This is a genomic window from Acidovorax sp. FJL06 (assembly GCF_003852545.1).
Lineage (GTDB): Bacteria > Pseudomonadota > Gammaproteobacteria > Burkholderiales > Burkholderiaceae_C > Acidovorax.
In genome coordinates this window covers 18,929-42,366 of sequence record NZ_QAJR01000063.1, presented here as the reverse complement: position 1 = coordinate 42,366, position 23,438 = coordinate 18,929, and the positions used below count along the sequence as shown (strand labels likewise).

At 68.2% G+C, this 23,438-nt stretch carries 17 protein-coding genes and 1 pseudogene; 12 read left to right on the top strand and 6 right to left on the bottom strand.

What is annotated here, in order from left to right:
• Positions 1–204: 204 nt before the first annotated feature.
• Both xdhB and xdhA read right to left on the bottom strand, forming a co-directional pair.
• Positions 205–2,553 carry a xanthine dehydrogenase molybdopterin binding subunit gene (gene xdhB / locus DBV10_RS22400; protein WP_233590033.1) on the bottom strand — a complete coding sequence of 783 codons (2,349 nt, stop codon included), beginning with the start codon at positions 2,551–2,553 and terminating at the stop codon, positions 205–207.
• Positions 2,550–4,061 carry a xanthine dehydrogenase small subunit gene (gene xdhA, locus DBV10_RS22395; protein ID WP_124515749.1) on the bottom strand — a complete coding sequence of 504 codons (1,512 nt, stop codon included), beginning with the start codon at positions 4,059–4,061 and terminating at the stop codon, positions 2,550–2,552. Before xdhA ends, xdhB begins: the two co-directional genes overlap by 4 nt.
• Positions 4,062–4,171: 110 nt before the next feature.
• Between xdhA and DBV10_RS22390 the strand changes: the two genes are divergently transcribed.
• From DBV10_RS22390 to dcd, 9 genes are all read left to right on the top strand, one after another.
• Entirely contained in the window at positions 4,172–5,104 is a 933-nt protein-coding gene (locus DBV10_RS22390) for a LysR family transcriptional regulator (protein WP_124515748.1), read from the top strand.
• 80 nt (positions 5,105–5,184) lie between these two features.
• A complete protein-coding gene (locus DBV10_RS22385; RefSeq protein ID WP_124515747.1) occupies positions 5,185–6,795 on the top strand; it encodes an ABC transporter ATP-binding protein in 1,611 nt (536 codons plus the stop codon).
• Positions 6,788–7,861 carry an ABC transporter permease gene (locus tag DBV10_RS22380; RefSeq protein WP_124515746.1) on the top strand — a complete coding sequence of 358 codons (1,074 nt, stop codon included), beginning with the start codon at positions 6,788–6,790 and terminating at the stop codon, positions 7,859–7,861. The genes DBV10_RS22385 and DBV10_RS22380 overlap by 8 nt, the downstream gene beginning before the upstream one ends.
• The gene (locus tag DBV10_RS22375; protein WP_124515745.1) at positions 7,861–8,781 is read left to right on the top strand and encodes an ABC transporter permease; all 921 of its coding nucleotides are present in this window, start codon (positions 7,861–7,863) and stop codon (positions 8,779–8,781) included. The genes DBV10_RS22380 and DBV10_RS22375 overlap by 1 nt, the downstream gene beginning before the upstream one ends.
• A 109-nt stretch (positions 8,782–8,890) precedes the next feature.
• Positions 8,891–10,057, top strand: coding sequence for a BMP family ABC transporter substrate-binding protein (locus DBV10_RS22370; protein WP_124515744.1), 1,167 nt, complete (start codon positions 8,891–8,893; stop codon positions 10,055–10,057).
• A 130-nt stretch (positions 10,058–10,187) separates the two neighbouring features.
• Complete coding sequence (locus tag DBV10_RS22365) at positions 10,188–11,240, top strand: adenosine deaminase (RefSeq protein ID WP_124515743.1); 1,053 nt, start codon at positions 10,188–10,190, stop codon at positions 11,238–11,240.
• Positions 11,241–11,349: 109 nt separating this feature from the next.
• Positions 11,350–12,450 carry a BMP family ABC transporter substrate-binding protein gene (locus tag DBV10_RS22360; protein ID WP_124515742.1) on the top strand — a complete coding sequence of 367 codons (1,101 nt, stop codon included), beginning with the start codon at positions 11,350–11,352 and terminating at the stop codon, positions 12,448–12,450.
• A gap of 170 nt (positions 12,451–12,620) precedes the next feature.
• A complete protein-coding gene (gene guaD, locus DBV10_RS22355) occupies positions 12,621–13,922 on the top strand; it encodes a guanine deaminase (RefSeq protein WP_124515741.1) in 1,302 nt (433 codons plus the stop codon).
• 150 nt (positions 13,923–14,072) lie between these two features.
• Positions 14,073–14,645, top strand: coding sequence for a dCTP deaminase (gene dcd, locus DBV10_RS22350; RefSeq protein WP_124515740.1), 573 nt, complete (start codon positions 14,073–14,075; stop codon positions 14,643–14,645).
• Between the two features lie 62 nt (positions 14,646–14,707).
• Here dcd and DBV10_RS22345 read toward each other — a convergent pair whose 3' ends face one another.
• The 3 genes and pseudogenes from DBV10_RS22345 to pcp all read right to left on the bottom strand — a co-directional run bounded on the left by DBV10_RS22345 (position 14,708) and on the right by pcp (position 17,487).
• The gene (locus DBV10_RS22345) at positions 14,708–16,408 is read right to left on the bottom strand and encodes a diguanylate cyclase (RefSeq protein WP_124515739.1); all 1,701 of its coding nucleotides are present in this window, start codon (positions 16,406–16,408) and stop codon (positions 14,708–14,710) included.
• Positions 16,409–16,432: 24 nt separating this feature from the next.
• A pseudogene (locus DBV10_RS22340) lies at positions 16,433–16,666 on the bottom strand (delta(1)-pyrroline-2-carboxylate reductase family protein); the annotation flags it as partial.
• 146 nt (positions 16,667–16,812) lie between these two features.
• Positions 16,813–17,487, bottom strand: a complete 675-nt coding sequence (gene pcp / locus DBV10_RS22335; RefSeq protein WP_124515738.1) for a pyroglutamyl-peptidase I — start codon at positions 17,485–17,487, stop codon at positions 16,813–16,815.
• Between the two features lie 134 nt (positions 17,488–17,621).
• Between pcp and DBV10_RS22330 the strand changes: the two genes are divergently transcribed.
• The 3 genes from DBV10_RS22330 (at position 17,622) to DBV10_RS22320 (ending at position 22,669) form a co-directional block, all read left to right on the top strand.
• Positions 17,622–18,518 carry a neutral zinc metallopeptidase gene (locus DBV10_RS22330; protein WP_124515737.1) on the top strand — a complete coding sequence of 299 codons (897 nt, stop codon included), beginning with the start codon at positions 17,622–17,624 and terminating at the stop codon, positions 18,516–18,518.
• Between the two features lie 81 nt (positions 18,519–18,599).
• On the top strand, positions 18,600–20,762 hold the full coding sequence (locus tag DBV10_RS22325; RefSeq protein ID WP_124515736.1) for a SulP family inorganic anion transporter: 2,163 nt from the start codon (positions 18,600–18,602) through the stop codon (positions 20,760–20,762).
• A gap of 401 nt (positions 20,763–21,163) precedes the next feature.
• A complete protein-coding gene (locus DBV10_RS22320; RefSeq protein WP_124515735.1) occupies positions 21,164–22,669 on the top strand; it encodes a DEAD/DEAH box helicase in 1,506 nt (501 codons plus the stop codon).
• Between the two features lie 79 nt (positions 22,670–22,748).
• On the opposite strand, the gene DBV10_RS22315 is transcribed toward DBV10_RS22320, so the two are convergent.
• Complete coding sequence (locus DBV10_RS22315) at positions 22,749–23,435, bottom strand: nitrous oxide reductase accessory protein NosL (RefSeq protein WP_124515734.1); 687 nt, start codon at positions 23,433–23,435, stop codon at positions 22,749–22,751.
• Between the last annotated feature and the right edge of the window lie 3 nt (positions 23,436–23,438).

The following is a 23,438-nucleotide window of genomic DNA, read 5'->3' as shown; positions in this document are numbered from 1 at the left end:
CGGGCGCACACCCCGGCCTCCGCCCTGAACCCAAGCATGCCTTCCAAACCAGCACGCCAAGGCTTCGACAGGCTCAGCCCAAACGGTTGGGAGGCGTTGAACTGGTTTCGACCCACTCAGTCCGAACGGTGAGTGGAAATCAAAATGCTATAAAAATAATAGCTGCAAAGGCACAACCAGCAGGCGGTAGGGGCAAAAAAATAATCAATCCACCACCCGCCCCAACGCCCTCAGCACATTCTCCGCCGTCGCCGGAGCCGTCAACACCACCGGCGCCGCAGCGTCCACGCCACCCCGCCCCGCAGCCACCGCATTGCGCAGCGCCTCGTACACGCTGATCGCCAGCATGAACGGCGGCTCGCCCACGGCCTTGCTGCCGCCCACATTGTCCTCGCGGTTCGCCTCGGGCCAGAGGTGGACGTTAAAGTGCTCCGGGATGTCGCCCGTGGCCGGGATCTTGTATGTGCTGGGCGCGTGGGTGGCCAGGGTGCCCTTGTCGTTCCACACCAGCTGCTCGGTCGTGAGCCAGCCCATGCCTTGCACAAAACCGCCTTCGATCTGGCCGATGTCGATGGCCGGGTTGATGCTGTGGCCCACGTCGTGCAGGATGTCCACCTTCAGCACGCGGCTCTCGCCGGTGAGGGTGTCGATGGCCACCTCGGTGCAGGCCGCGCCGTAGGCGAAGTAGTAGAACGGCCGGCCCGTGAGCGTGGCCTTGTCGTAGTGGATCTTGGGCGTGCGATAAAAGCCGTCGCTCCACAGCTGGATGCGGTTGGCATAGGCGTCCTTGACCACGGCGTCGAAGCTGCGCACGGCCTTGGGCGAGATCACCTGGCCGCCCGCGAACCGGATCGCGCCTGCGCCGCAGCCGTCCAGCCCGCACACGAACGAGGCCAGGTTGTCGCGCACGTTGCGCGCGGCATATTGGGCGGCGCGGCCGTTCAGGTCGGTGCCGCTGCTGGCCGCCGTGGCGCTGGCGTTGGGCACCTTGCTGGTGTCGCTGGCCGTGACCAGCACGCGCGCGAGCGGCACGCCCAGCTCGTCGGCCACGATCTGCGCCACCTTGGTGTGCAGGCCCTGGCCCATTTCGGTGCCGCCGTGGTTCACCTGCACGCTGCCGTCGGTGTACACATGCACCAGCGCGCCGGCCTGGTTGAACAGCGTGGCCGTGAAGCTGATGCCGAACTTGACGGGCGTGATGGCGATGCCGCGCTTGATGATCGGGTTGTGCGCGTTCCAGGCCGCAATCTCGGCCTGGCGTTGGCGGTAGTGCGAGGTTTGCTCCAGCGTGGGCATCAACTCGTGCAGGATGTTGTCTTCCACGGCCATCTGGTAGTGGGTGACGTTGCGGCCGCTGCTCGCGTCCTTGCCATACAGGTTGGCCAGGCGCACGTCCTGCGCATCCAGGCCCAGCGCGCGCGCAATGTCGCCCAGGATGGCCTCGATCACGATCACGCCCTGCGGGCCGCCAAAGCCACGGAATGCCGTGTGGCTCTGGGTATTCGTCTTGCAGCGGTATGAGGCGATTTCGACATCGCTCAGGTAATAGGCGTTGTCGCTGTGGAACACGGCGCGGTCGGCCACGGGGCCCGACAGGTCGGCGCTGAAACCGCAGTTGGCCGCCATGTGCAGCTTCAGGCCCGTGATGCGGCCGGTGTCGTCAAAGCCCACGTCGTACTCGTACGCAAACGGGTGGCGCTTGCCGGTGACCATGAAGTCCTCGTCCCGGTCCAGCCGCAGCTTGATGGGGCGGCCGAACTTGTTGGCGGCCACGGCGGCCCACACGGCCAGGTGGCCGGCTTGCGTCTCCTTGCCGCCAAAGCCACCGCCCATGCGGCGGCACTCCACGCGCACCGCATGGTTGTCGATGCCCAGAGCGTGCGAGACCCAGTGCTGCACCTCGCCCGGGTGCTGGGTGCTGGAGTAGATCCACCACTGCTTTTGTTCCAGCGGCATGGCGTAGGCGATCTGGCCTTCGAGGTAGAAATGCTCCTGCCCGCCCACTTCAAACGCGCCGCTCAGGCGATGGGTGGATTGCGCCAGGCCCGCCGCCGCATCGCCCCGGCGCACAAACACGGGGGGCAGCACATAGCTTTGGGCCTTGAGTGCGTCCTGCACCGTGAGCACGGCAGGCAGGGGCTTGATGTCGAGCTGCACGGCGCGCACGGCGCGGCGCGCCTGCATCACCGAGTCGGCCACCACCAGGCCGATCACCTGGCCGACAAACTGCACGCTATCAATGGCAAACACCGGTTCGTCGTGCGCAAAGGCGGCCAGGATCTTGTCGCCGGGCACATCGGCCGTCAGCACCACGCCGCGCACGCCGGGCAGGGCCAGCGCGGCGCTGGCATCCACGCCGTTCAGGCGGCCGTGCGCCACCGTGGAGAGGATGGGCGCCGCATACAGCGTGCCCTTCACCTCGGGCAGGTCGTCGATGTAGTGCGCGGCACCGGCCACCTGGGCGCGGGCGCTTTCGTGGATGTGCGAGTGGCCCATGGCCGCCCGGGTGGGCGAGGGCAGGGCCTGGGTGGGGATGTGTTCGGGGGCGTTCATACCGTGGCCTCCAGGGGCAGGTTGTCCAGGCTGGCCGCCGGCTGGCCCTGGCTTTCGAGCCAGTAGCGTTGCAGCAGGTTGCCCAGCACTGCGCGGCGGTAGGCGCCGCTGGCGCGCATGTCCGAGATGGGGCTGAACTCGGCCTGCAATACCGTGGCGGCGCGCTGCGCGGTGGCCTCGGTCCAGGGCTGGCCCACCAGCGCAGCCTCGGTTTGGCGGGCTCGGGCCGGGGTGGCGGCCACACCGCCCGCGCCGATGCTGGCGCGCTGCACGGTGCCGTCCGCGATGTCGAGGTTGAGCACCAGGCAGACGGCGGAAATGTCGTCGTCAAAGCGCTTGGAGATCTTGTATGCCCGAAGTTGTTCTTGCGCCGAGGGGCGCGGTACGACGGTGCGCACCAGCAGTTCATCCGGCGCCATCACGTTCTGGCGGTAGCCGGTGTAGAGGTCTTCCAGCGGCAGCTGGCGCTCGCCCCGGGCCTGGCTCGCCAGCACCACCTGGGCGCGCAGCGCGATCAAGAGCGGCATGGAGTCGCCAATGGGCGAGCCGTTGGCCACGTTGCCGCCCAGCGTGCCCGCGTTGCGCACCGGCAGCCCCGCGAACCGCGTGGCAAAACGGTGCAGCTGCGGCCACTGTGCGGTGAGGGCTGCAAACGCGTCGGTCAGGCTGACGGCCGCGCCAATGTGGAGGGCATCGGCGTGCTGTGCCACCTGGCGCAGCTCGGCCGCGCGGGTCACGTCGATCACCTGCGTGTGTTGCTTGTGCAGCTTGGTCACCCACAGCCCCACGTCGGTACAGCCGGCCACGATCTGCGCGCCGGGGTGGGCGGCGCGTGCGGCCAGCAGGGTGGCCTGGCTGGTGGGGGCGATGTAAGATAAATTGGCTGTTTGCGCGCTCTGGTCTTGTGCTAGCAGCTTCAGTTTTTGTAGCACTTCGGTTTCATTGACCGCCATGCCGGGCAGCGATGCCATCTGCTGGGCGGCGTCGAGGATGGGGCGGTAGCCGGTGCAGCGGCACAGGTTGCCCGAGAGTTCTTCCTGCGCGAGTTCGCGGGTGATGGGCTCACCATGGCAGACATGGTTTTGGTACATGCCGAACAGGCTCATCACAAAGCCGGGGGTGCAGAAGCCGCACTGAGAGCCGTGGCACTGCACCATCGCCTCCTGCGCGGGGTGCAAGGTGATGGCTTGCCGCGCCGCAGCGGGCGCATCGCCCACCGGCTGGATCAGCGGGTCTTCCGCCAGGTCTTCCACTGTCCACAGCGCCATGCCATTCACCGAATGGGCCAGGCGGATGCAGCTGTTCACGGCGCTGTAGTGCAGCTGGCCGTCGCGTTCTTCGCCCAGCACCACGGTGCAGGCGCCGCAGTCGCCTTCGCCGCAGCCCTCCTTGGTGCCGGTGCAGCCCAGGTCTTCGCGCAGCACCTCCAGCAGGGTGCGGTCGGGTGGTACATTGCCCAGCGCCACGGGCTGGCCGCGGCGCAGGAATTGCAAGGGTTGGGTGGTCATGACGGATGCCGCTTCTTCGATTGCTATCAATTCTTCAATTCATCAGAGGGTAGGGCGCCCTGAGGCCTTCAGCATAAGTACAAGCTTATGACATCAATGCACGCACTGCTATGAGAGACCACGCCCTTTTCGACAAGATAGACCTCCATCTCATAAGGGTCTTGCACACCGTGCTCACTGAACGCAGCGTATCGAGGGCCGCCGTCCGCCTGGGCATGCACCAGCCGGCGGTGTCGGCTGCGCTCAAGCGGCTGCGCGACCTGTCGGGCGACCCGCTCTTGGTGCGTTCGGGCGCCAGCATGATGCCCACCGATGCCGCGCTGCGCATGGTGGAGCCCGCCGGTGCCATCCTGCGTTCGGCCGAGGCGCTGTTTTCGGATGCACGTGGGTTTGACCCACGCACCGCCACCCGCACTTTCCGCGTCGCCGCCAGCGACTACCTCGACCCGCTGTTCCTGCCGCAGCTCGTGTCCCGCATCAAGGTCGAAGCGCCCTTGTGCCCCATCGAGATCCTGCCCCTGTCGGCCGACGCGCACTACCACGCGCACCTGGCGCAGGGCGAGGTGGACGTGGTCATCGGCAACTGGCCCCAGCCGCCGGACGACCTGCACATGGGCCGCCTGTTTGGCGACGAGGTGGTCTGCCTGGTGGGCAAGGACCACCCCGCCGTGCGGCGCGGCTGGGACGTGGAGAGCTGGCTGGCGGCCGAGCACATTGCGCCCACCCCCACCCACCCCGGCGCACGCGGCGTGATCGATGTGCACCTGGACAGCCTGGGCATGCAGCGCCACATCACGGCGCGCTGCGCGCATTTCAGCCTGATCCCCAGCATCGTGGCATCCAGCTTGCTTGTGCTCACCACGGGCCGCCAGTACTGCGAACGCTATGTGGAGCAGCTGCCGCTGACCATCCTGCCCTGCCCGGTGCCGTTTCCACGGCTCATGTACTACCAGCTCTGGCATGCGCGCACCCACCATTCGGCGGCGGCGGCCTGGCTGCGCGAGTGTGTGAAGGGTGTGGCCTCTTCGCTACGAAAAGAATAGCTGCTTGGGCATGCTGAACAAGCGCAATCAGGTGTTTTCATTCCTATAACAAGTTGTAAAACTGAGAGACAATCCCCCGCATGAGCTCACCCCCTACCTCTACCGCCCCGGGCGCGTCGCCGCCGCCCCGGCTGCAGCTCGTGGGCATCACCAAGCGCTATCCGGCGGTGGTGGCCAACAGCGGCGTGTCGCTCACGGTGCAGCCTGGTGAAATCCATGCGGTGCTGGGCGAAAACGGCGCGGGCAAGTCCACGCTGATGAAGATCATCTATGGCTCGGTCAAGCCCGACGAAGGCAGCGTGTTCTTCAACGGCCAGGCCGTGCAGGTGCGCAACCCGCAAGAGGCACGCGCTTTGGGCATTGCCATGGTGTTCCAGCATTTCAGCCTGTTCGACACCCTCACGGTGGCCGAGAACGTGTGGCTGGGCCTGGACAAGAGCCTGACGCTGGCCGAGGTGACCCAGCGCATCAGCGCCAAGGCCGCCGAATACGGCCTCGACATCGACCCCCTGCGCCCCGTGCACACGCTCTCCGTGGGCGAGATGCAGCGCGTGGAAATCATCCGCGCCCTGCTCACCAACCCCAAGGTGCTGATCCTGGACGAGCCCACTTCGGTGCTCACGCCCCAGGCGGTTGAAAAGTTGTTTGTGGTGTTGCGCAAGCTGGCCAGCGAGGGCTGCAGCATCCTCTACATCAGCCACAAGCTGCACGAGATTCGCGCGCTGTGCACCGCCTGCACCGTGCTGCGCGGCGGCAAGGTCACGGGCGTGTGCAATCCGGCGGAAGAAACCAATGCATCGCTCTCGCGCCTGATGATCGGCGCTGAGCCGCCCGCGCTGGAACACCGCGCGGTGCAGACCGGGAGCACGGTGCTGCGCGTCAAGGGCCTGTCGCTGCCGCGTGCCGACCAGTTCGGCGTGGACTTGATCGACCTGCAGTTCGAAGTCAAGGCGGGCGAGGTGGTGGGCATTGCCGGTGTGTCGGGCAATGGGCAAAAAGAGCTGCTCTATGCGCTGTCGGGCGAAGACCAGCGCGCCGAGCCCGCCAGCATCCAGGTGGCCGGGCAGAACGCGGGCCGCATGGGCCCCGGCCAGCGCCGCGCTTTGGGCCTGCACTTTGTGCCCGAAGAGCGCCTGGGCCGGGGCGCCGTGCCCACCATGGGCCTGGCGCACAACCTGCTGCTCACGCGCAAGAACGCGGTGTCGGGCAGCGGCTGGATCAAGGTGGGCGCGCTCGAAGCGCATGCCCGGGACATCATCCAGCGCTTCAATGTGAAGGCCGGGGGGCCGCATTCGGCGGCCAAGTCGCTGTCGGGCGGCAACCTGCAGAAGTTCATCGTGGGCCGCGAGATCGACGCCAACCCCCAACTGCTCATCGTCTCGCAGCCCACCTGGGGTGTGGACGTGGGCGCGGCGGCGCAGATCCGTGGCTCCATCCTGGCGCTGCGCGACGCGGGCTGCGCGGTGCTGGTGGTGAGTGAGGAGCTGGACGAATTGTTTGAAATCTGCGACCGGCTGCATGTGGTGGCCAAGGGGCGCCTGTCGCCTTCCGTGCCCCGCGCCGAGGCCACGGTGGAGCGCATTGGCGAATGGATGAGCGGCCTGTGGCATGCCGACGTGCAGGCCCACCTGGCGCAGCAGCACCAGCAGCAACTCGAGCAGAACCTGGCCGGGGAGGTGCAGCATGCTTAAGCTGGAACCGCGCCCCCAGGCGTCGAAGCTCTGGACCTACGGCTCGCCCCTGCTGGCGCTGGCCTTCACGGTGTTGATTGGTGTGGCCCTGTTCATTGCGCTGGGCAAAGACCCGGTGCGTGGGCTGCAGGTGTTCTTCTGGGAGCCCGTCAAGACCCAGTACGCCATTGGCGAACTCATGGTCAAGGCCACGCCGCTGTTGCTGATTGCGCTTGGGCTGGCCGTGTGCTTCCGCTCCAACGTGTGGAACATCGGTGCGGAGGGGCAGTTTGTCATCGGCGCCGTGGTGGCGGGCGGCGTGGCGCTGCTGGCCGACAAGACCACGGGCCCCTGGATCGTGCCCGCCATCCTGCTCGCCGGGGTGCTGGGTGGCATGGCCTGGGCGGGGCTTACCGCATTGCTGCGCGACAAGTTCAATGCCAATGAAATCCTGGTGAGCCTGATGCTGGTCTATGTGGCCACGCTGGTGCTGGGCTACCTGGTCTATGGCCCGTGGAAGGACCCCATGGGCTACAACTTTCCGCAGACCAAGACCTTTGAAAAGGTCACGCAGATCCCGCGCCTGATGCAGGGTTCGCGCATGTCGATTGGCTTGCTGCTGGCCCTGGCCGGGGCGGCCGCGCTGTGGGTGTTCCTGTTCCGCACCCGCGCGGGCTTTGCCCAGCAGGTGGGCGGCCTGGCACCGGCGGCGGCACGCTATGCGGGCTTTTCGTCGCGCCGCGCGCTCTGGACGGCGCTGCTCATCTCGGGCGGCGCGGCGGGCCTGGCGGGCGCGCTGGAAGTGGCCGGGCCCATCGGCCAGCTCACGCCCTATGTGCCGGCGGGCTATGGTTTTGCGGCCATCATCGTGGCCTTTGTGGGGCGGCTGCACCCGGTGGGCATGATCCTCTCGGCCATCCTCATGAGCATGTTCTACATCGGTGGCGAGTTGGCGCAGTCGCGCCTGGGCCTGCCCAAGTCGCTCACGGGCGTGTTCCAGGGGTTGCTGCTGTTCACGCTGCTGGCGTGCGACACATTGATCGCCTACCGCGTGCGCTGGGTCGGCAGCAAGAAAGGAGGTGTCTGATGGAGTCTTACGCACTGCTCATCGGCGCCACGCTGAGCGCGGGCACCGTGCTGGCCATCGCGGCCCTGGGCCTGCTCATCAACGAGAAGGCCGGCATCGTCAACCTGGGCGCCGAGGGCATGATGCTCTGCGCCGCCATCGCGGGCTTTGCCACCGTGGTGCACACCGGCAACACCTGGCTGGGCTTTGCTGCAGGCATGGCCGCTGGTGCCGTCCTGGCCGCCATCTTTGGTGTGCTGGTGATCTGGCTCAACACCAACCAGTACGCCACGGGGCTGGCGCTCAGTCTGTTCGGCGTGGGCTTCTCCGCGTTTGCGGGCATCAGCTACGTGCAGGCCAAGCTGCCCGAGCTGCCCAAGTACGCCATCCCGGTGCTGGGCGATGTGCCGCTCCTTGGACCAGCGCTGTTCCAGCAGCACCCGCTGGTGTATCTCACCATGCTGTTGGTGGTGGGGTTGATCTGGTTCCTGTACCGCTCGCGCGCCGGCCTGGTGCTGCGCTCGGTGGGCGAGTCGCCCGAATCGGCCCACGCGCTGGGCTACCCGGTGCGCCGCATCCGGCTGGCGGCCGTGGTGGTGGGGGGCGCGCTGTGCGGGTTGGCGGGCGCCTACATCTCCACCGTCTACACGCCGCTGTGGGTGGAGGGCATGGTGGCCGGGCGCGGCTGGATCGCACTGGCACTCACCACCTTTGCCACCTGGCGCCCGGCACGGGTGTTGCTTGGTGCGTACCTGTTTGGTGGCGTGACCATGCTGCAGTTCCATTTGCAGGCCACGGGCGTGCAGGTGGCCAGCCAGTTGCTGAGCATGCTGCCCTACGTGGCCACCATCGTGGTGCTGGCGCTGATCTCGCGCAATCCGGCGTGGATCCGCATCAACATGCCGGCTTCGCTGGGCAAGCCGTTTTATCCGGGCTCCTGAAAGGGAGAGCCTGCGCGAAAATCTGGTTACCCCGCAGTAGATCACCCCATAATCACCGTTTTCGTCCCCCAACCTTTGCAAGTCTTACTTCTTCGATAAGGAAACCGACATGACTGATCTGCAGAAACGCTCCCTGCTCAAGGTGGCAGCGCTCTCCGCCGTGGCCGCTGCTGCCCTCGTGGGCTGTGGCAAGAAGGAAGAACCGGCACCGGCCCCCGCGCCTGCACCGGCCCCTGCCGCCGAGGCCCCCGCCCCCAAGCCCGAGCCTCTGAAGATCGCGTTTGCCTATGTCGGCCCGGTGGGCGACGGCGGCTGGTCGTTTGCCCACGACAACGGCCGCAAGGCCATCGAGAAGGAATTCGGCGACAAGGTCGTGACGAGCTTCGTGGAAAGCGTGCCCGAGTCCGCCGACGCCGAGCGCGTGCTGCGCGACCTGGCCGGCCAGGGCAATAAGCTGGTGTTCGGCACCACCTTTGGCTACATGGAATCCATGCTCAAGGTCGCGGAAGACAACAAGGGCATCAAGTTCGAGCATGCCACCGGCTACAAGACCGCCGAGAACATGCGCACCTACGACAGCCGCACCTACGAAGGCGCCTACATGGCCGGTGTGATCGCCGGCGCCATGACCAAGTCCAACACGCTGGGCGTGGTGGGCTCGGTGCCGATCCCTGAAGTGATCCGCAACATCAACAGCTTCACGCTGGGTGCCCAGTCGGTCAATCCCAAGATCAAGACCAAGGTGGTCTGGGTGAACGAATGGTTCAGCCCACCGAAGGAAACCGAAGCCGCCACCAGCCTGATCAACGGCGGCGCCGACGTGCTGTTCCAGAACACCGACTCGCCCGCCGTGCTCAAGACGGCACAAGAGAAGGGCAAGCGCGCCTTCGGCTGGGATTCGGACATGACCGCCTACGGCCCCAAGGCCCACCTGGCATCGGCCGTGATCAACTGGGGCCCGTACTACGTCAAGGCCACCAAGGATGCCCTGGAAGGCACCTGGAGCACCGGCCAAAGCTGGTGGGGCGTGAAGGAAGGCGCGATCGACATCGTCTCCATCGCTGAAGACGTGCCGGCCGACACCAAGGCCAAGGTCGAAGCCGTGAAGAAGGGCCTGGCCGACGGCAGCTTCGTGATCTGGAAGGGTCCGATCGTGGGCCAGGACGGCAAGCCCGTGCTGGAAAAGGACGCCGTGGCCGACGACAAGTTCCTCGGTGGCATCAACTTCTACGTCAAGGGCGTGGAAGGCAAGATCCCCGGCGGCGACAAGAAGTAAGCCTTCCTGACGTTCGCAGCAGGCGCCCTGTGGCGCCTGCCCCAGGGCCGCTTTCAGCGGCCCTTTTCGTTGCTGCCCTGCCAGGGCATGATGTGGGCCATCCCCACAGAAAAAGAGAGGCCCGGCCGCCATGTTCAAAGTCCCCCCCATCTCCACCGAGCGCCTGCCCGGGCTGCTGCGCGCCATGCCCAAGGCCGAGCTGCACATCCACATCGAAGGCTCGCTGGAGCCCGAACTGATCTTTGCCCTGGCGCAGCGCAACGGCCTGGCGCTGCCGTATGCCAGCGTGGAGGCCCTGCGCAGCGCCTATGCGTTCACCAACCTGCAGAGTTTTCTCGACATCTACTACGCGGGCGCCAGCGTGCTGCTGCACGAGCAGGACTTCTACGACATGGCGCGCGCCTACCTGGTGCGCGCTGCGGCCGACAACGTGCTGCATGCCGAACTCTTTTTTGACCCGCAGACCCACACCGCGCGCGGCGTGGCCATGGAGACCGTGATCAACGGCTTGCACCGCGCTTGCGAGGACGCGCGCGCCGAGCTGGGTATCAGCGCCACATTGATCCTGTGTTTCCTGCGCCATCTGAGCGAAGAGTCTGCGTTTGAAACCCTGGAGCAGGCAGAGCCGCTGCTTGGCAAGATCGTGGGCGTGGGGCTCGACTCCAGCGAGGTGGGCAACCCACCCGAGAAGTTCGCGCGCGTGTTTGCGCGCTGCCGCGAGCTGGGCCTGCACCTGGTGGCCCATGCGGGCGAGGAGGGTCCACCCGCCTACATCTGGAGCGCGCTCGACGTGCTCAAGGTCGAGCGCATCGACCATGGCGTACAGGCCGTGCACGATGCTGCACTGATGCAGCGCCTGGCGCAGGACCGCATTGCGCTCACCGTGTGCCCGCTGTCCAACCAGAAGCTGTGCGTGTTCCCCAACCTGGCGGACCACAACCTGGGCAAGCTGCTGGATGCAGGGCTCGCCGCCACGGTCAATTCCGACGACCCCGCCTACTTTGGCGGCTATATCAACGAGAACTTCACCCAGGTGTTTGCCGCCACCGGCATGACGGCCAAGCAGGCGTACCAACTGGCGTTCAATAGCTTCGAAGCGAGTTTTGCGGGCAATGCCGATAAGCGCTTGTGGGAGCACAAGCTCAAGGAAGTCTTCGAGCGTTGCGTGGAGCACGACTACTGAGCACGGTGCGCGGGGGCTGCTCCGCCCCGCCACGGTAAAATGCCACGAAAGGCTGCTGTCCCGGCAGCCTTTTGCTTTTTCTGTCATCGGGACCATGTAGAGGACCACCATGTACAAAAACCTCGCAGCCACGCTCGTGGCCGCCTGTTTTTTCTCCCCCGCTTTTTCGCAGACCGCGCAGCCCAAGGGCAGCGCGGCCGAGCCCGTCAAGGCCGGGTTTGTCTATGTCTCACCCATCACCGAGGCGGGCTGGACGCGCCAGCACGAAGAAGGCCGCAAGGCCGTCGAAGCGGCGCTGGGCCCGCAGGTGAAGACCACCTTTGTCGAGAACGTGGCCGAGGGCGCCGACGCCGAGCGCGTGATCCGCGACCTGGCCGCCACGGGCCACCAGATCATCTTCACGCCCAGTTTTGGCTACATGGAGCCCACGCTCAAGGTGGCGCAGGACTATCCGCATGTGAAGTTCGAGTCCATCACGGGCTACAAGGCCACTCCCAACGTGGCCACCGCCAATGCGCGCTACTACGAGGGCCGCTACCTCGCCGGCATTGCCGCGGGCCGCATGAGCAAGACGGGCGTGGCCGGGTTTGTGGCGGGTTTCCCCATCCCCGAGGTGCTGCAGGGCATCAATGCCTTCACCCTGGGCATGCGCTCGGTCAACCCCCAGGCCCGCGTGAAGGTGGTGTGGCTCAATGCGTGGTTTGACCCTCCCAAGGAGCGCGACGCCGCCATGGCGCTGTTCAACCAGGATGTGGATGTGATCGCGTTCCACACGGGCTCCACCGCCGTCATGGCGGCCGCGCAGGAGCGCGGCAAGATGGCCGTGGCCTACCACTCCGATATGCGCAAGACGGGGCCGGACGCCCAGATCGTGGCCGTGACGCACCAGTGGGGCAGCTACTACACCGAGCGCGTTCGGGCCGTGCAAAACGGCAGCTGGAAAAGCGCCAATGTGTGGGGCGGCGTGCGCGAGGGCATGATCCGCGTCGGCGATTTCGGCACCCGGGTGCCAGCGGCCGTGCAGCAGGAAGTGCTCAGGGCACAAAAGGCCGTGGGCGCGGGCCAGCTGCAGCCCTTCCGCGCGGGCCGGGCGGCCGTGCGCGACAACGAAGGGCAGGAGCGCATCGCCCCCGGCCAGGCGCTCAGCGATGCGCAGATCCTGCAGATGAACTGGCTGGTGGAGGGCGTGGTGGGCAAGCTGGCGCGCTGACTTGCCCTCCTCGCCGCCTGAAGCGGCCCCCGCCACCGGCCCCGGCGCACCGCCTTTCCTTGATCTCTTGGCCACCCCGTAGCGACTCCATAGTGACGCTGGGATGACCCCATAGCCACTATGGGGCCGGCCATATACAAGCGGCCCCCCCTGCCGCTAAGCTTGCGACCATGCCTGTATACCGTTCCGCCCTTTTGCGCTTTGCCGACGATGGCCGTGCCCTGTATGACGAAGATGGCCTGCTGGCCGTGGGCCCCGATGCCCGGGGCCGCCAGCGCGTGCTGGCCGCAGGGGCTTGGGGCACGCTGGCGCACCGGTTCATGGACCAGCCGGTCACGCACCTGCCGGGGCGCATCCTGGCGCCAGGGTTTGTGGACATGCACATCCACTTCCCCCAGACCGACGTGATTGGCTCGCCCGCCGACGGCCTGCTGCCCTGGCTCGAAAACTACACCTTTCCCCACGAAAAGCGCTTTGCGGCGCCCGATTACAGCCAGCAGGTGGCCCAGTTCTTCGTGGCCGAGCTGCTGCGCAACGGGGTGACCACGGCGCTGGCGTTCTCCACCTCGCACCCCGCGTCGGTGGATGCGCTGTTTACCGAGGCCCGGCGCCAGCACATGCGCCTCATCACCGGCAAGGTGCTGCAGGACCGCCACTCGCCCGACGGCGTGCGCGACGAGACGGAGCAAAGCCTGATCGACACCGAAGCGCTGATCCAGCGCTGGCACGGCGTGGACCGCCTGGGCTATGCCATCACGCCGCGCTTTGCGCCCACCAGCACGCCCGAGCAGCTGCGTGGCGCCGGCGAGCTGGCCGCGCGCTACCCCGACACCTGGGTCCAGTCGCATGTGGCCGAGAACCTGGACGAGATCCGCTGGGCGCGCGAGCTGTTCCCCGCCTCGCGCAGCTACCTGTCCGTGTACGACGACTTCGGCCTGATGCGCGAGCGGGCGGTGTATGCGCACTGCATCCATTTCGACGACGACGACCGTGCGCTGATGCGCGATACGGGCGCCACGGCGGCCGTCAGCCCCACCAGCAATCTGTTTTTGGGCAGCGGCTTCTTCGACTATGCCGGGGCCGACCGCGTGGGCTTTGGCTACGGCCTGGCCAGCGACGTGGGTGGGGGCACCAGCTTCAGCCCCTTCCACACCATGCTCGCGGCCTACTACGTGGGGCGGGAGGGGCAGAGCAAAAAGGGCCTGAGCCTGTCGCCCCAACAGCTGTGGTGGCAGCACACGGCGGGCGCGGCCAAGGCGCTGGGCCTCTCCGGCGTGGTGGGCAATCTGCAACCGGGCTGCGAGGCCGACTTTGTGGTGCTGAACCCCCGCGCCACCCCCCTGCTGGAGCGCAAGACCCAGCAGGCGCGCAGCCTGGACGAGCTGTTGTTTGCACTGATCGTGCTGGGGGACGACCGCCTGGTCGAGCGCACGATGGTCAGCCAAGCGCTGGGAGCCCGGGCCACGCCCTAGCTTGACCTGGCGCAACCTGGGGGGCTGGGGTTGGCGATTTCTCAAGCAAAATACGGCCCACGCGCTTGATCTTCAAGCGCAATCAGCTACGTTTTTAATAGCGCCTCGCGGCTCTTCGGCCGCCGGGGCCACAGCGCAGGGAGTTCTGCTATGAGCATCAAGAGCGACAAATGGATCCGCCGCATGGCCGCCGAGCACGGCATGATCGAGCCTTTCGAGCCCGGCCAGGTGCGCGAGGCCGAGGGCCGCAGGATCATCAGCTACGGCACCAGCAGCTACGGCTACGACATCCGCTGCGCGCCTGAATTCAAGGTGTTCACTAACATCCACAGCACCGTGGTGGACCCCAAGAACTTCGACGAGAAAAGCTTCGTCGACTTCGAGGGCGACAGCTGCATCATCCCGCCCAACAGCTTCGCGTTGGCCCGCACGGTGGAGTATTTCCGCATCCCGCGCAACGTGCTGACCGTCTGCCTGGGCAAGAGCACCTATGCGCGCTGCGGCATCATCGTCAACGTGACGCCCTTCGAGCCCGAGTGGGAAGGCTATGTGACGCTGGAGTTCTCCAACACCACGCCGCTGCCCGCGCGCATCTACGCCGGCGAAGGCTGCGCCCAGGTGCTGTTCTTCGAGAGCGACAAGGACGATGTCTGCGAGGTCAGCTACCGCGATCGGGGCGGCAAGTACCAGGGCCAGGTGGGTGTGACGCTGCCCAAGGCCTGAAACGCGGCCGCTTCTTTTCCCTGCCCAATCAATGAGCGCGGGCCGGCGTCCCGCGCTGGGGGTCAGCTCTCCACGCAGACCCGGTTGCGGCCCTGGCCCTTGGCCTCATACAGGGCCATGTCGCCACGGCGCAGCAGGGCGCTGCCGCTGTCTTGCGCACCCCGCATGCTGGCAACCCCGGCGCTCACGGTGATGGTGCCGACCACCGGGTCCTGCTGCTGGGCCGTGGCGGTGACCAGGGCCTGGGCAATGGCGCGCGCACCTTCCAGGTCGGTATCGGGCAGCAGGGCCACGAACTCCTCGCCGCCCAGCCGCGCGATCACGTCCGAGCCGCGCAGCCGCATTTCGAGCGTGCGCGCCAGGCGGCGCAGCACCTCGTCCCCGGCTTCGTGGCCGTAGGTGTCGTTCACGCGCTTGAAATGGTCCACGTCCACGGCGATCAGGCTCAGGGGGCGCGTGCTGCGCCGGGCCAGTGCCAGGGCAAACGCCATCTGCGTCTCGAAACCGCGCCGGTTGAGCAAGCCGGTGAGCGCGTCGGTGCGGGCCTGCAGGTCGAGGGCGCGGTTGGCGGCCTCCAGCTCCAGGGTGCGCAGGCGCACGGTTGCCTCCATGGCCTCGCGCGCGGCCAGCAGGCGGTGCGTCATGCGGCCCAGTGCCTGCGAGAGCTGGCGCACCTCGCGGTTGCTGTGCATGGCCGGGATGTCGCTGCCGGGCTGGCCCGCCTCCACGGCGCTGGCGGCATCGGCCAGCGCGTACAGGTCTTCGCTCAGGCGGCGTGCGGCCATCCAGGCCAGGGCCGAGGCCAGCAGGGCCGCCGTGAGCCCGATGAGCAGCGCCATGCGCACGGTGCGGTCGGCCTCGGCAAAGGCCAGCTCGACCGGCTGGCGTGCCACGATGCGCCAGCCCAGGTCGCTGGCCGCATTGCGCGGCTGCAACTGCGTGGCGGCCGTGAGGTAGCGCTTGCCGTCGAGCCAGGGCACCACGGCGGTCTGCAGGCGTCCGCCATCGCGGTTGTTGTTGATGATGGCGCCCAGGGGCAGGCGCTGGCCCGCTGCCTGCAAGGTGCTGCCATGCCGGCGCGGGGCCAGGATGAGCTGGCCCTGGCGGTCAAAAATGAACAGTTCCACCGCGCTCTCTTCCGAGGTGGGCGGCGTGAGGCCTTCCAGCACCTCGCGCGTCCATTCCCAGCTGCCATGGATGCCCAGCACGCCCACGGTGGTGGGGCCGATGCGGATGGGCGCCGCAAAATCCACAAACCGGTAGGGCTCGCCCGAGGCCGTGGGGGGCAGCAGGCTCTCCAGCAACTGGGCCGCATGGACGTCGCCCACATGCACCTCCTGCAGCCCGCGCTGGAACCAGGGCCGCTGGGCCACGCTCTGCCCCAGCAGCAGGCCGCCCGTGGCGTTGCGCACCACCCCCTGGGCATCGGCCGCCCCGATCCAGACGTTGGCAGGCTGCATCGCCTGGCTGCGGGCCAGCATGTGCTGGGCCTCGGGCGAGTCCAGCCCCTTGGACCAGACCATCTCGGCGCTGGCCAGCACCTCGGCCTCCAGGCTGCTCCTCTTCAACCCGGTAGCGAGGAGCGTGCCCGCGTTCTCGGCCACGGCCTGCAGCGAATCCCCCGCGTCGCGCTGGATGCGGTGCTTGAGCAGTTCGCCAAATGCCAGCGACAGCAGCACGGCCAGCGCGATGACCAGCGCACCGAACACCAGTGCGATCTGCATGCGCAGGCCGTGGTCCGAGAAGCGCGTGAACAGGGCCATGGGGTGCCTTGGCGGTGACCGGGGTTACCGGGGCCCTGCCGCGCCCTGGTGCAGGGCCAGCCGCGCGGCGGCCAGGTCCCAGCCGGCCCAGCCGCAACTCTTGAACAGCACCGGCCCGGCCGGTGTGTGGGGCGTCCACGGGCCGCACACCACGTCCCACAGCACGGGCAGGGCCGCCACGTCCAGGCCAGCCTGCAGCAGGTCGCCGGCCTCGTGGCCGGCGTCTTCGGTGTCCACCACGATGGTGCCGTGCTGTGCCGTGGCATCCAGTGTGCCGGCCGTGGGGGAAAAAGGTGCGAGAGACATGCCAGAACTGTACACAGCGACTGGCACCTTGGGGCCGTCCGGTGGATGCGGCCCCCTTCATTTCGGGGCGTTTCGGCCACCGGCCGGCGGGGCCGGGATCAGTGCGTGGCGCCGGCCTGCAGCGCGATGTCCTGCGGCGCCAGCATGGCCGCCCACAGGGCGGCATGCACGCCGCGCACCATGTCGCGCAGCGGCAGGTGGGGTGCCCCTTGCCCGGTCAGCCAGGGCACATGCACGAAGCCGCCACGCGCCCCGGCCGGGCCCGCGCCCTGGGCCAGCAGGTGCATCAGGCCATAGAGCACGTGGTTGCAGACGAAGGTGCCCGCCGTCTGCGAGACCTCGCCGGGCAGGCCCGCACGCTGCACGGCGCGCAACATGGCCTTGATGGGCAGGCTGGCGAAGTAGGCGGCAGGCCCGTCGGGCGCCACGGGGGTGTCGATGGGCTGGGCGCCAGTGTTGTCGGGGATGCGGGCGTCGTTGATGTTGATGCCGATGCGCTCCAGCGACAGCGCGCCGCGCCCGCCCGCCAGGCCCAGGCACACCGTCAGTGCAGGCTGGTGCATGTGCACCAGCGCCGCCAGCCGCTGCAGCGACTGCCCGAACACCGTGGGCAGCTGCGCGGCCACCACCCGGTGGCCGCCGATGCGCTGGCCGTGCAGCGCCTGGGCAATCAGCCAGCTCGGGTTGAGCGGATCGCCGCCGAAGGGGTCGAACCCCGTGAGCAGGATCACTTTGTCGGGCGGGGGCGTGAGGTGGCGGGTGTCGTTGATCATGGCAAGGCAGGCTCCTGGGGGCATGCTCCGGCAGGGGCATGGGCGCACATCGTAATTCGGCCGTGGTCCACTCTGCACGGCGCGTAATATCCAGCCTTGGCCTTCCACCTGCCGGAGGGCACTGGAGAACCGGAATGAAATGGGAAGGCAATCGCGAATCCGACAACGTGGAAGACCGCCGTGACGACGATGGCGGCGGCGGGGGCGGGTCGCCGGTGTTCGGGGGGCGCAGCATTGGCATTGGCACCATCGTGATCGCCCTGCTCGGGGGCTGGGTGCTGGGCATCAATCCGTTGACGATTCTGGGGCTGCTCAGCGGGGGCGGCCCGCCGGCCCAGGTGCAGCAGCAACAACAGCACCCGGGGCCCGCGCACCGCCCGCCGGCGGACGACACCATGGCCCGCTTTGTGGCCACGGTGCTGGCCGACACCGAGGACGTGTGGGGCCAGGTGTTCCGCGAAGGGGGCGGCCGCTACCAGGACCCGCGCCTGGTGCTGTTCCGGGGCGCGACGCCCACGGCCTGCGGCACCGGGCAGGCGGCCATGGGCCCGTTCTACTGCCCTGCCGACCAGAAGGTCTACATCGACCTGGGTTTTTATGAAACCCTCAAGAACCGCCTGGGGGCGCCCGGCGACTTTGCCCAGGCCTATGTGATCGCCCACGAGGTGGGCCACCATGTGCAGAACCAGCTGGGCATCAGCGCCAAGGTGGACCAGATGCGCGGCCGGGTGAGCAAGGCCGAATACAACGCGCTGTCGGTACGGCTGGAGCTGCAGGCCGATTGCTTTGCGGGCGTCTGGGCCCACCATGCGCAGAACGCGCGCCAGATCCTGGAGCAGGGTGATGTGGAAGAGGCCATGAACGCCGCCGCCAAGATTGGCGACGATGCCCTGCAGCGCGCCCAGGGCGGCGCCGTGGTGCCCGAGAGCTTCACCCACGGCACCAGCGCCCAGCGCCAACGCTGGTTCCACAACGGCCTGCAGAACGGCAGTGTGAAGGCCTGCGACACCTTCGCCGCACGCAGCCTGTAGGCCCCGGGGCCTGTGCCCGGGCCGTTGCCTCCCTCTTTTTGATTGGCCAGCGCGAAAAAGACACCCAAGAAGGCCCTGCCCATGCCCCCCGCTGCCCCCCTGGCGGCCGCGCCCCACCGTGCGGCCGATCCCGCACCCCCGCCCTCGGGCGCGGTGGCGGCGTGGTCGGCGGCGGCGGTCACCGTGCCCCATGCCGTGGGCCTGGGGCTGCTGGCCTTTGCGCCCCTGGCGGGCGACTATTCCCTGGCGGCGCTGGCCCTGTGGTCGGCCGCGCTGCCCGGCCTGCTGCTCACGCTGCTGGCGCCCCGTGCGGGCGTGGTGTATGCCCCCACCACGGTGGTGGCGCTGCTGTTTGCGGCAGTGCTGGCCACGGCCCACGGCGCGGCGCCCGCGTTGGGCCTGAGCGCGCGGCAGGTGCTGGCCGTGAGCGGGGCCACGGTGGCCCTGGCCTTTGTGTTCCAGTGGCTGCTGGGCGTGCTGCGGCTGGCGTCGGTGGCGCGGTTTTTGCCGATTTCGGTCACCCATGGTTTTGCAGCGGGCGTGGGCCTGTCCATGGTGCTGGGCCAGGTGCGCAACGGGTTGGGCGCCGGGGCCGCCGCGCCCTGGGATGCCCACCTGGGCTGGCATGCACTGGCGGCCGGGGCCGTGGTGGGCCTGGCCTGGTGGCTGCGTGGCCGCTGGCCGCGCGTGCCGGGGCTGCTGACGGCGGTGGCCGTGGTGGCGCTGGCCGTGGCCGTGGCGGGCTTGTGGGGCGTCGGGCTGGGGGCCGTGTTTGTGCCCGCCGTGCAGCCCAGCGCATTTGCCTGGCCGCCGCTGCCCGACTGGACCGGCATCCCCTGGATGGCCCTGGCCCGGCAGCAGGGCTCGGCCCTGGTGGTGCTGGCGCTCTTGATGGCGCTGGTCAACAGCCTGGAGATCCTGGTGTTCAACCAGGAGCTGGAGCTGGACCACGGCCTGCGCGGCAACCCGAACCTGGCCCTGCGCCGCGAGAGCCTGCTGGGCGCGCTGTGCGGCCTGGCGGGCATGATCCCGGCGTCGACCAGCGCATCGCGCTCGCGCATCGTGCTGGCGCAGGCGGGTGCTTCGCGCGATGCACCGCGCTGGCATGCGGCCATCATGCTGGGCGTGGCCGTCACGGGGGCGTGGTGGCTGCACTGGGTGCCCATGGCCTGCCTGGCGGGCGGGCTGGTGCTGGCAGGGTTGATGCAGGTGCCGGGGCTGATGTGGTCCCTGGGCTATGCCCGCCGCTCGCGCGTGACCTGGGCGCAAAGCTGGCTGGTAGCGCTGGTGTTTGCGGTGATGGGGGGCGTGGGCGCACTGGTGGCCGGCCTGGTGGTGGCCACCTTTGTGCTGCTGCACGACTCGGCGGCCACGGTGCTGCGCCATGTGCGGCTGGATGGCGAGCTGCGCTCGCGGCGCCTGCGCCGGGCGGGCTCGGACGGCTGGCTGTCGCCGCGCATGCACCAGGTGGCGGTGTTCGAGCTGCAGGGCGTGATGTCGTTTGGCGTGGCGGCCCACCTGGCCGAGCAGGTGCGCATGCTGCTGCAGCCGCGCCACCGCTGGGTGATCCTGGATGCGGGCCGCGTGCCCGCCTGGGACAGCACGGCGCTGGCCCAGCTGCGGGCCTTGGTGCGCGACCTGGGCCAGCAGGGCATTGCCGCCGCCGTGGCCGCGCTCGACCCGCTGGCCGCCGAACACGCGGGGGAGTCTGTGCGCGCCTTTGCCGACCTGGACCGCGCGCTGGAATGGGCCGAGGCCGGCATCCTGTCGCAGCGCCCGGTGGAGCAGCGCCCCGCACATCCCGAGCGGGATCTGCTGGGCGAGATCGGCGAAGGGGTGCCGCGCGGGGCCGCCGAGGCCCTGCTGGCGCTGCTGGAGCCGCTGGCCGTGCCTGCCCATGGCGAGGTCTTCCGTGCGGGCGACACCGACCGCGACCTGCTGGTGGTCAAGTCAGGCCACATCACCCTGGTGACGCAGTGGCCGCCCGACAAGGGGCTGCGCCTGGCCACCGTGGGGCCGGGCATGGCTTTTGGCGAGATGGCCTTCCTCAACGGGGCGGCCCGCAGCGCCTGCGCTGGGGCCGAACGGGGGCCTGCGCACCTGGTGCGGCTGTCGCGCGCGCACTTTGACGCCTGGGCCCGGCAGTACCCCGAGGCCGCACTCACGGTGATGAATAACCTCGCGCAGATCGGGGCGAGGCGGCTGGCCGCCACCACGCGGCAGCTGCGTGCGGTGTTGGAGTGAAGGTCTGCTGAAAATCGCGTTATCCGGTTGATGGATATGCGCTTGTTGCTATAAAAATAGAAGTAAATACCCGGCGGGCCGCAGGCCGCAGATGCACTCCGTGCTCCGGGCCATTACGCAAAAAATCGCTTTTTGGGCCACCGGTGCGACAATAGAGGGCTGCGAGCCTGTTCATGACCTCGCGCGGCCCCCGGGGCCGTGGGAGATCGTGAGCAGGTTCTAGCGCAACGCCCCATCAGTCCCCGGCGCACGGCACACTGCCCGCAGGGGGGCCATCGGCGGCGTTGCACATCCTCGCCGGGCCACCAGCCCGGCTGCGGTTTGCGCCTTGCAGCCCGCCCCTCCCAAGGGCGTGTCACATTGCTCAGACAGTTTCAGCGTCGCCTACAAACACGCTTTTAATGACTAGTTCCTTTTCCAATCTTTCGCTGGCCGAGCCGCTGGCGCGTGCCGTGGCCGAAATGGGCTACGAGTCCATGACGCCCATCCAGGAGCAGGCCATCCCCGTGGTGCTCACCGGGCAGGACGTGATGGGCGCTGCCCAGACCGGCACCGGCAAGACCGCAGCCTTCTCGCTGCCCCTGCTGCAGCGCCTGCTCAAGCACGAAAACAGCTCCACCTCGCCCGCGCGCCACCCCGTGCGCGCCCTGGTGCTGCTGCCTACGCGCGAGCTGGCCGACCAGGTGGCCCAGCAGATCGCGCTGTACGCCAAGCACACCAAGCTGCGCAGCACCGTGGTGTTCGGCGGCATGGACATGAAGCCCCAGACCCTGGAGCTGAAAAAAGGCGTCGAGGTGCTGGTGGCCACGCCAGGCCGGCTGCTGGACCACATCGAAGCCAAGAACGCGGTGCTCAACCAGGTTGAGTACGTGGTGCTCGACGAGGCCGACCGCATGCTGGACATCGGCTTTTTGCCCGACCTGCAGCGCATCCTGTCCTACCTGCCCAAGCAGCGCACCACGCTCCTGTTCAGCGCCACCTTCTCGCCCGAGATCAAGCGCCTGGCCGGCAGCTACCTGCAAAACCCCATCACCATCGAGGTGGCCCGCCCGAACGAGACGGCCTCCACGGTGGAGCAGCGCTTTTACAGCGCCAACGACGACGACAAGCGCCGCGCCATCCACCAGGTGCTCAAGACCCGGGGCATCAAGCAGGCCTTCATCTTCGTGAACAGCAAACTGGGTTGCGCCCGCCTGGCGCGCAGCCTGGAGCGCGAAGGCCTCAAGACGGCCGCCCTGCACGGCGACAAGAGCCAGGACGAGCGCCTGAAGGCCCTGGAAGCCTTCAAGAAGGGCGAAGTGGACCTGCTGGTGTGCACCGATGTGGCCGCGCGCGGCCTCGACATCAAGGACGTGCCCGCGGTGTTCAACTTCGACGTGCCGTTCAACGCCGAAGACTACGTGCACCGCATCGGCCGCACCGGCCGCGCGGGGGCCTCCGGCCTGGCGGTCACCCTGGTGTCGGGCAGCGATGCCCGTCTGGTGGCCGACATCGAGAAGCTCATCAAGAAGAAGATCGACCTCGAAGCCGTTGAGTACGACGAAGACCAGCCCCGCGGCCGCATCAACGACGGCCGCCGCGCCTGGCGCGAAGCGGGCGAGACGGGCGATGGCCGCGACGCCTTTGGTACCTCCGGCCCCCGCCGCGAGCGCGACCGTGACCACCGCAGCGGCCGCGAATCCCGCGAGCCGCGAGAGCCGCAGCACCGGGGTTTCCGGCCCGCCGCGATTTCGCGCGACCCGTTCTTCGAAAAACCCTATGAGGCCAGCGCTGCCTCCGATGCCGCTCCCGCCTGGGAAGCCGCCAAGGCCGTGCCGCGCAGCAGCATCTCTGCCAACATCAAGCCCAAGCGCAAGGTGGCCGCGCTGTTCAAGGCCGCAGCCCAGCCAGAGACTTCGGCGCAATAAGCGCCGATTTGCGGAAGCTTTTTAGGGCTCTACGGCGCGACCATCAAGCGCTGTTGGCTATTTATTTAATAGCAAATGCCTAGTCCGCCTGTGCATGCAGGCGGTGATCGGCGCGCAGGTTGGGGGCCAGCCCGCGCAGCAGGGGCGCGTTGATGGCGCTGAACGCGAGCACAGCGCCGCCCTGCGCCTGCACAAACCGCTGCGCCGCCGCAGCCCCTGCAAACGCAGGCAGGTTGCCCGCCCGCATGGGCCCCAGGGCCGACGAGCCCGCCACATACACCGCCTGCTGTGCATCCACCCAGGCCCCTGTGTCGGCATCGCTCACGTAGCGGGCCACGATGGCCTCGGGCGTGCGGCCCCGCGTGTAGTGCGCCACATTGCCCAGGTACAGCATCAGGCTCAGTGGCGAGTCGAAAAAGTACGCATCCCCCTGCGCAAAGATGACCTGTGCCGCCCAGGTGCGTGCACGCGCCGGATACATGCCACACACGGGGCAGCGCGCATCGGCAGGCACCTCGCGCGCAGCGGCCAGGGGCAGGCCGGAGGCCGGGTCGTACGGTGTGGGCGGGACCACGATGCACACGTCGTCCCCCACGCCGGGCGGGTTGGCGGAAGGGGCGGCCTGGTTTGCGCCCTGCGGTGCCCGGGCCTGCCATTGCCATGCCCCCACGCCGGCCGTGCCCAGCAGCAAGGCCGCGAGCGCGGCGCGCCGGGTGGGCTGGCGGGCGCCGCCGTGGGCGGGATGGGGGTGGGGCTGCAGGCGCATGGC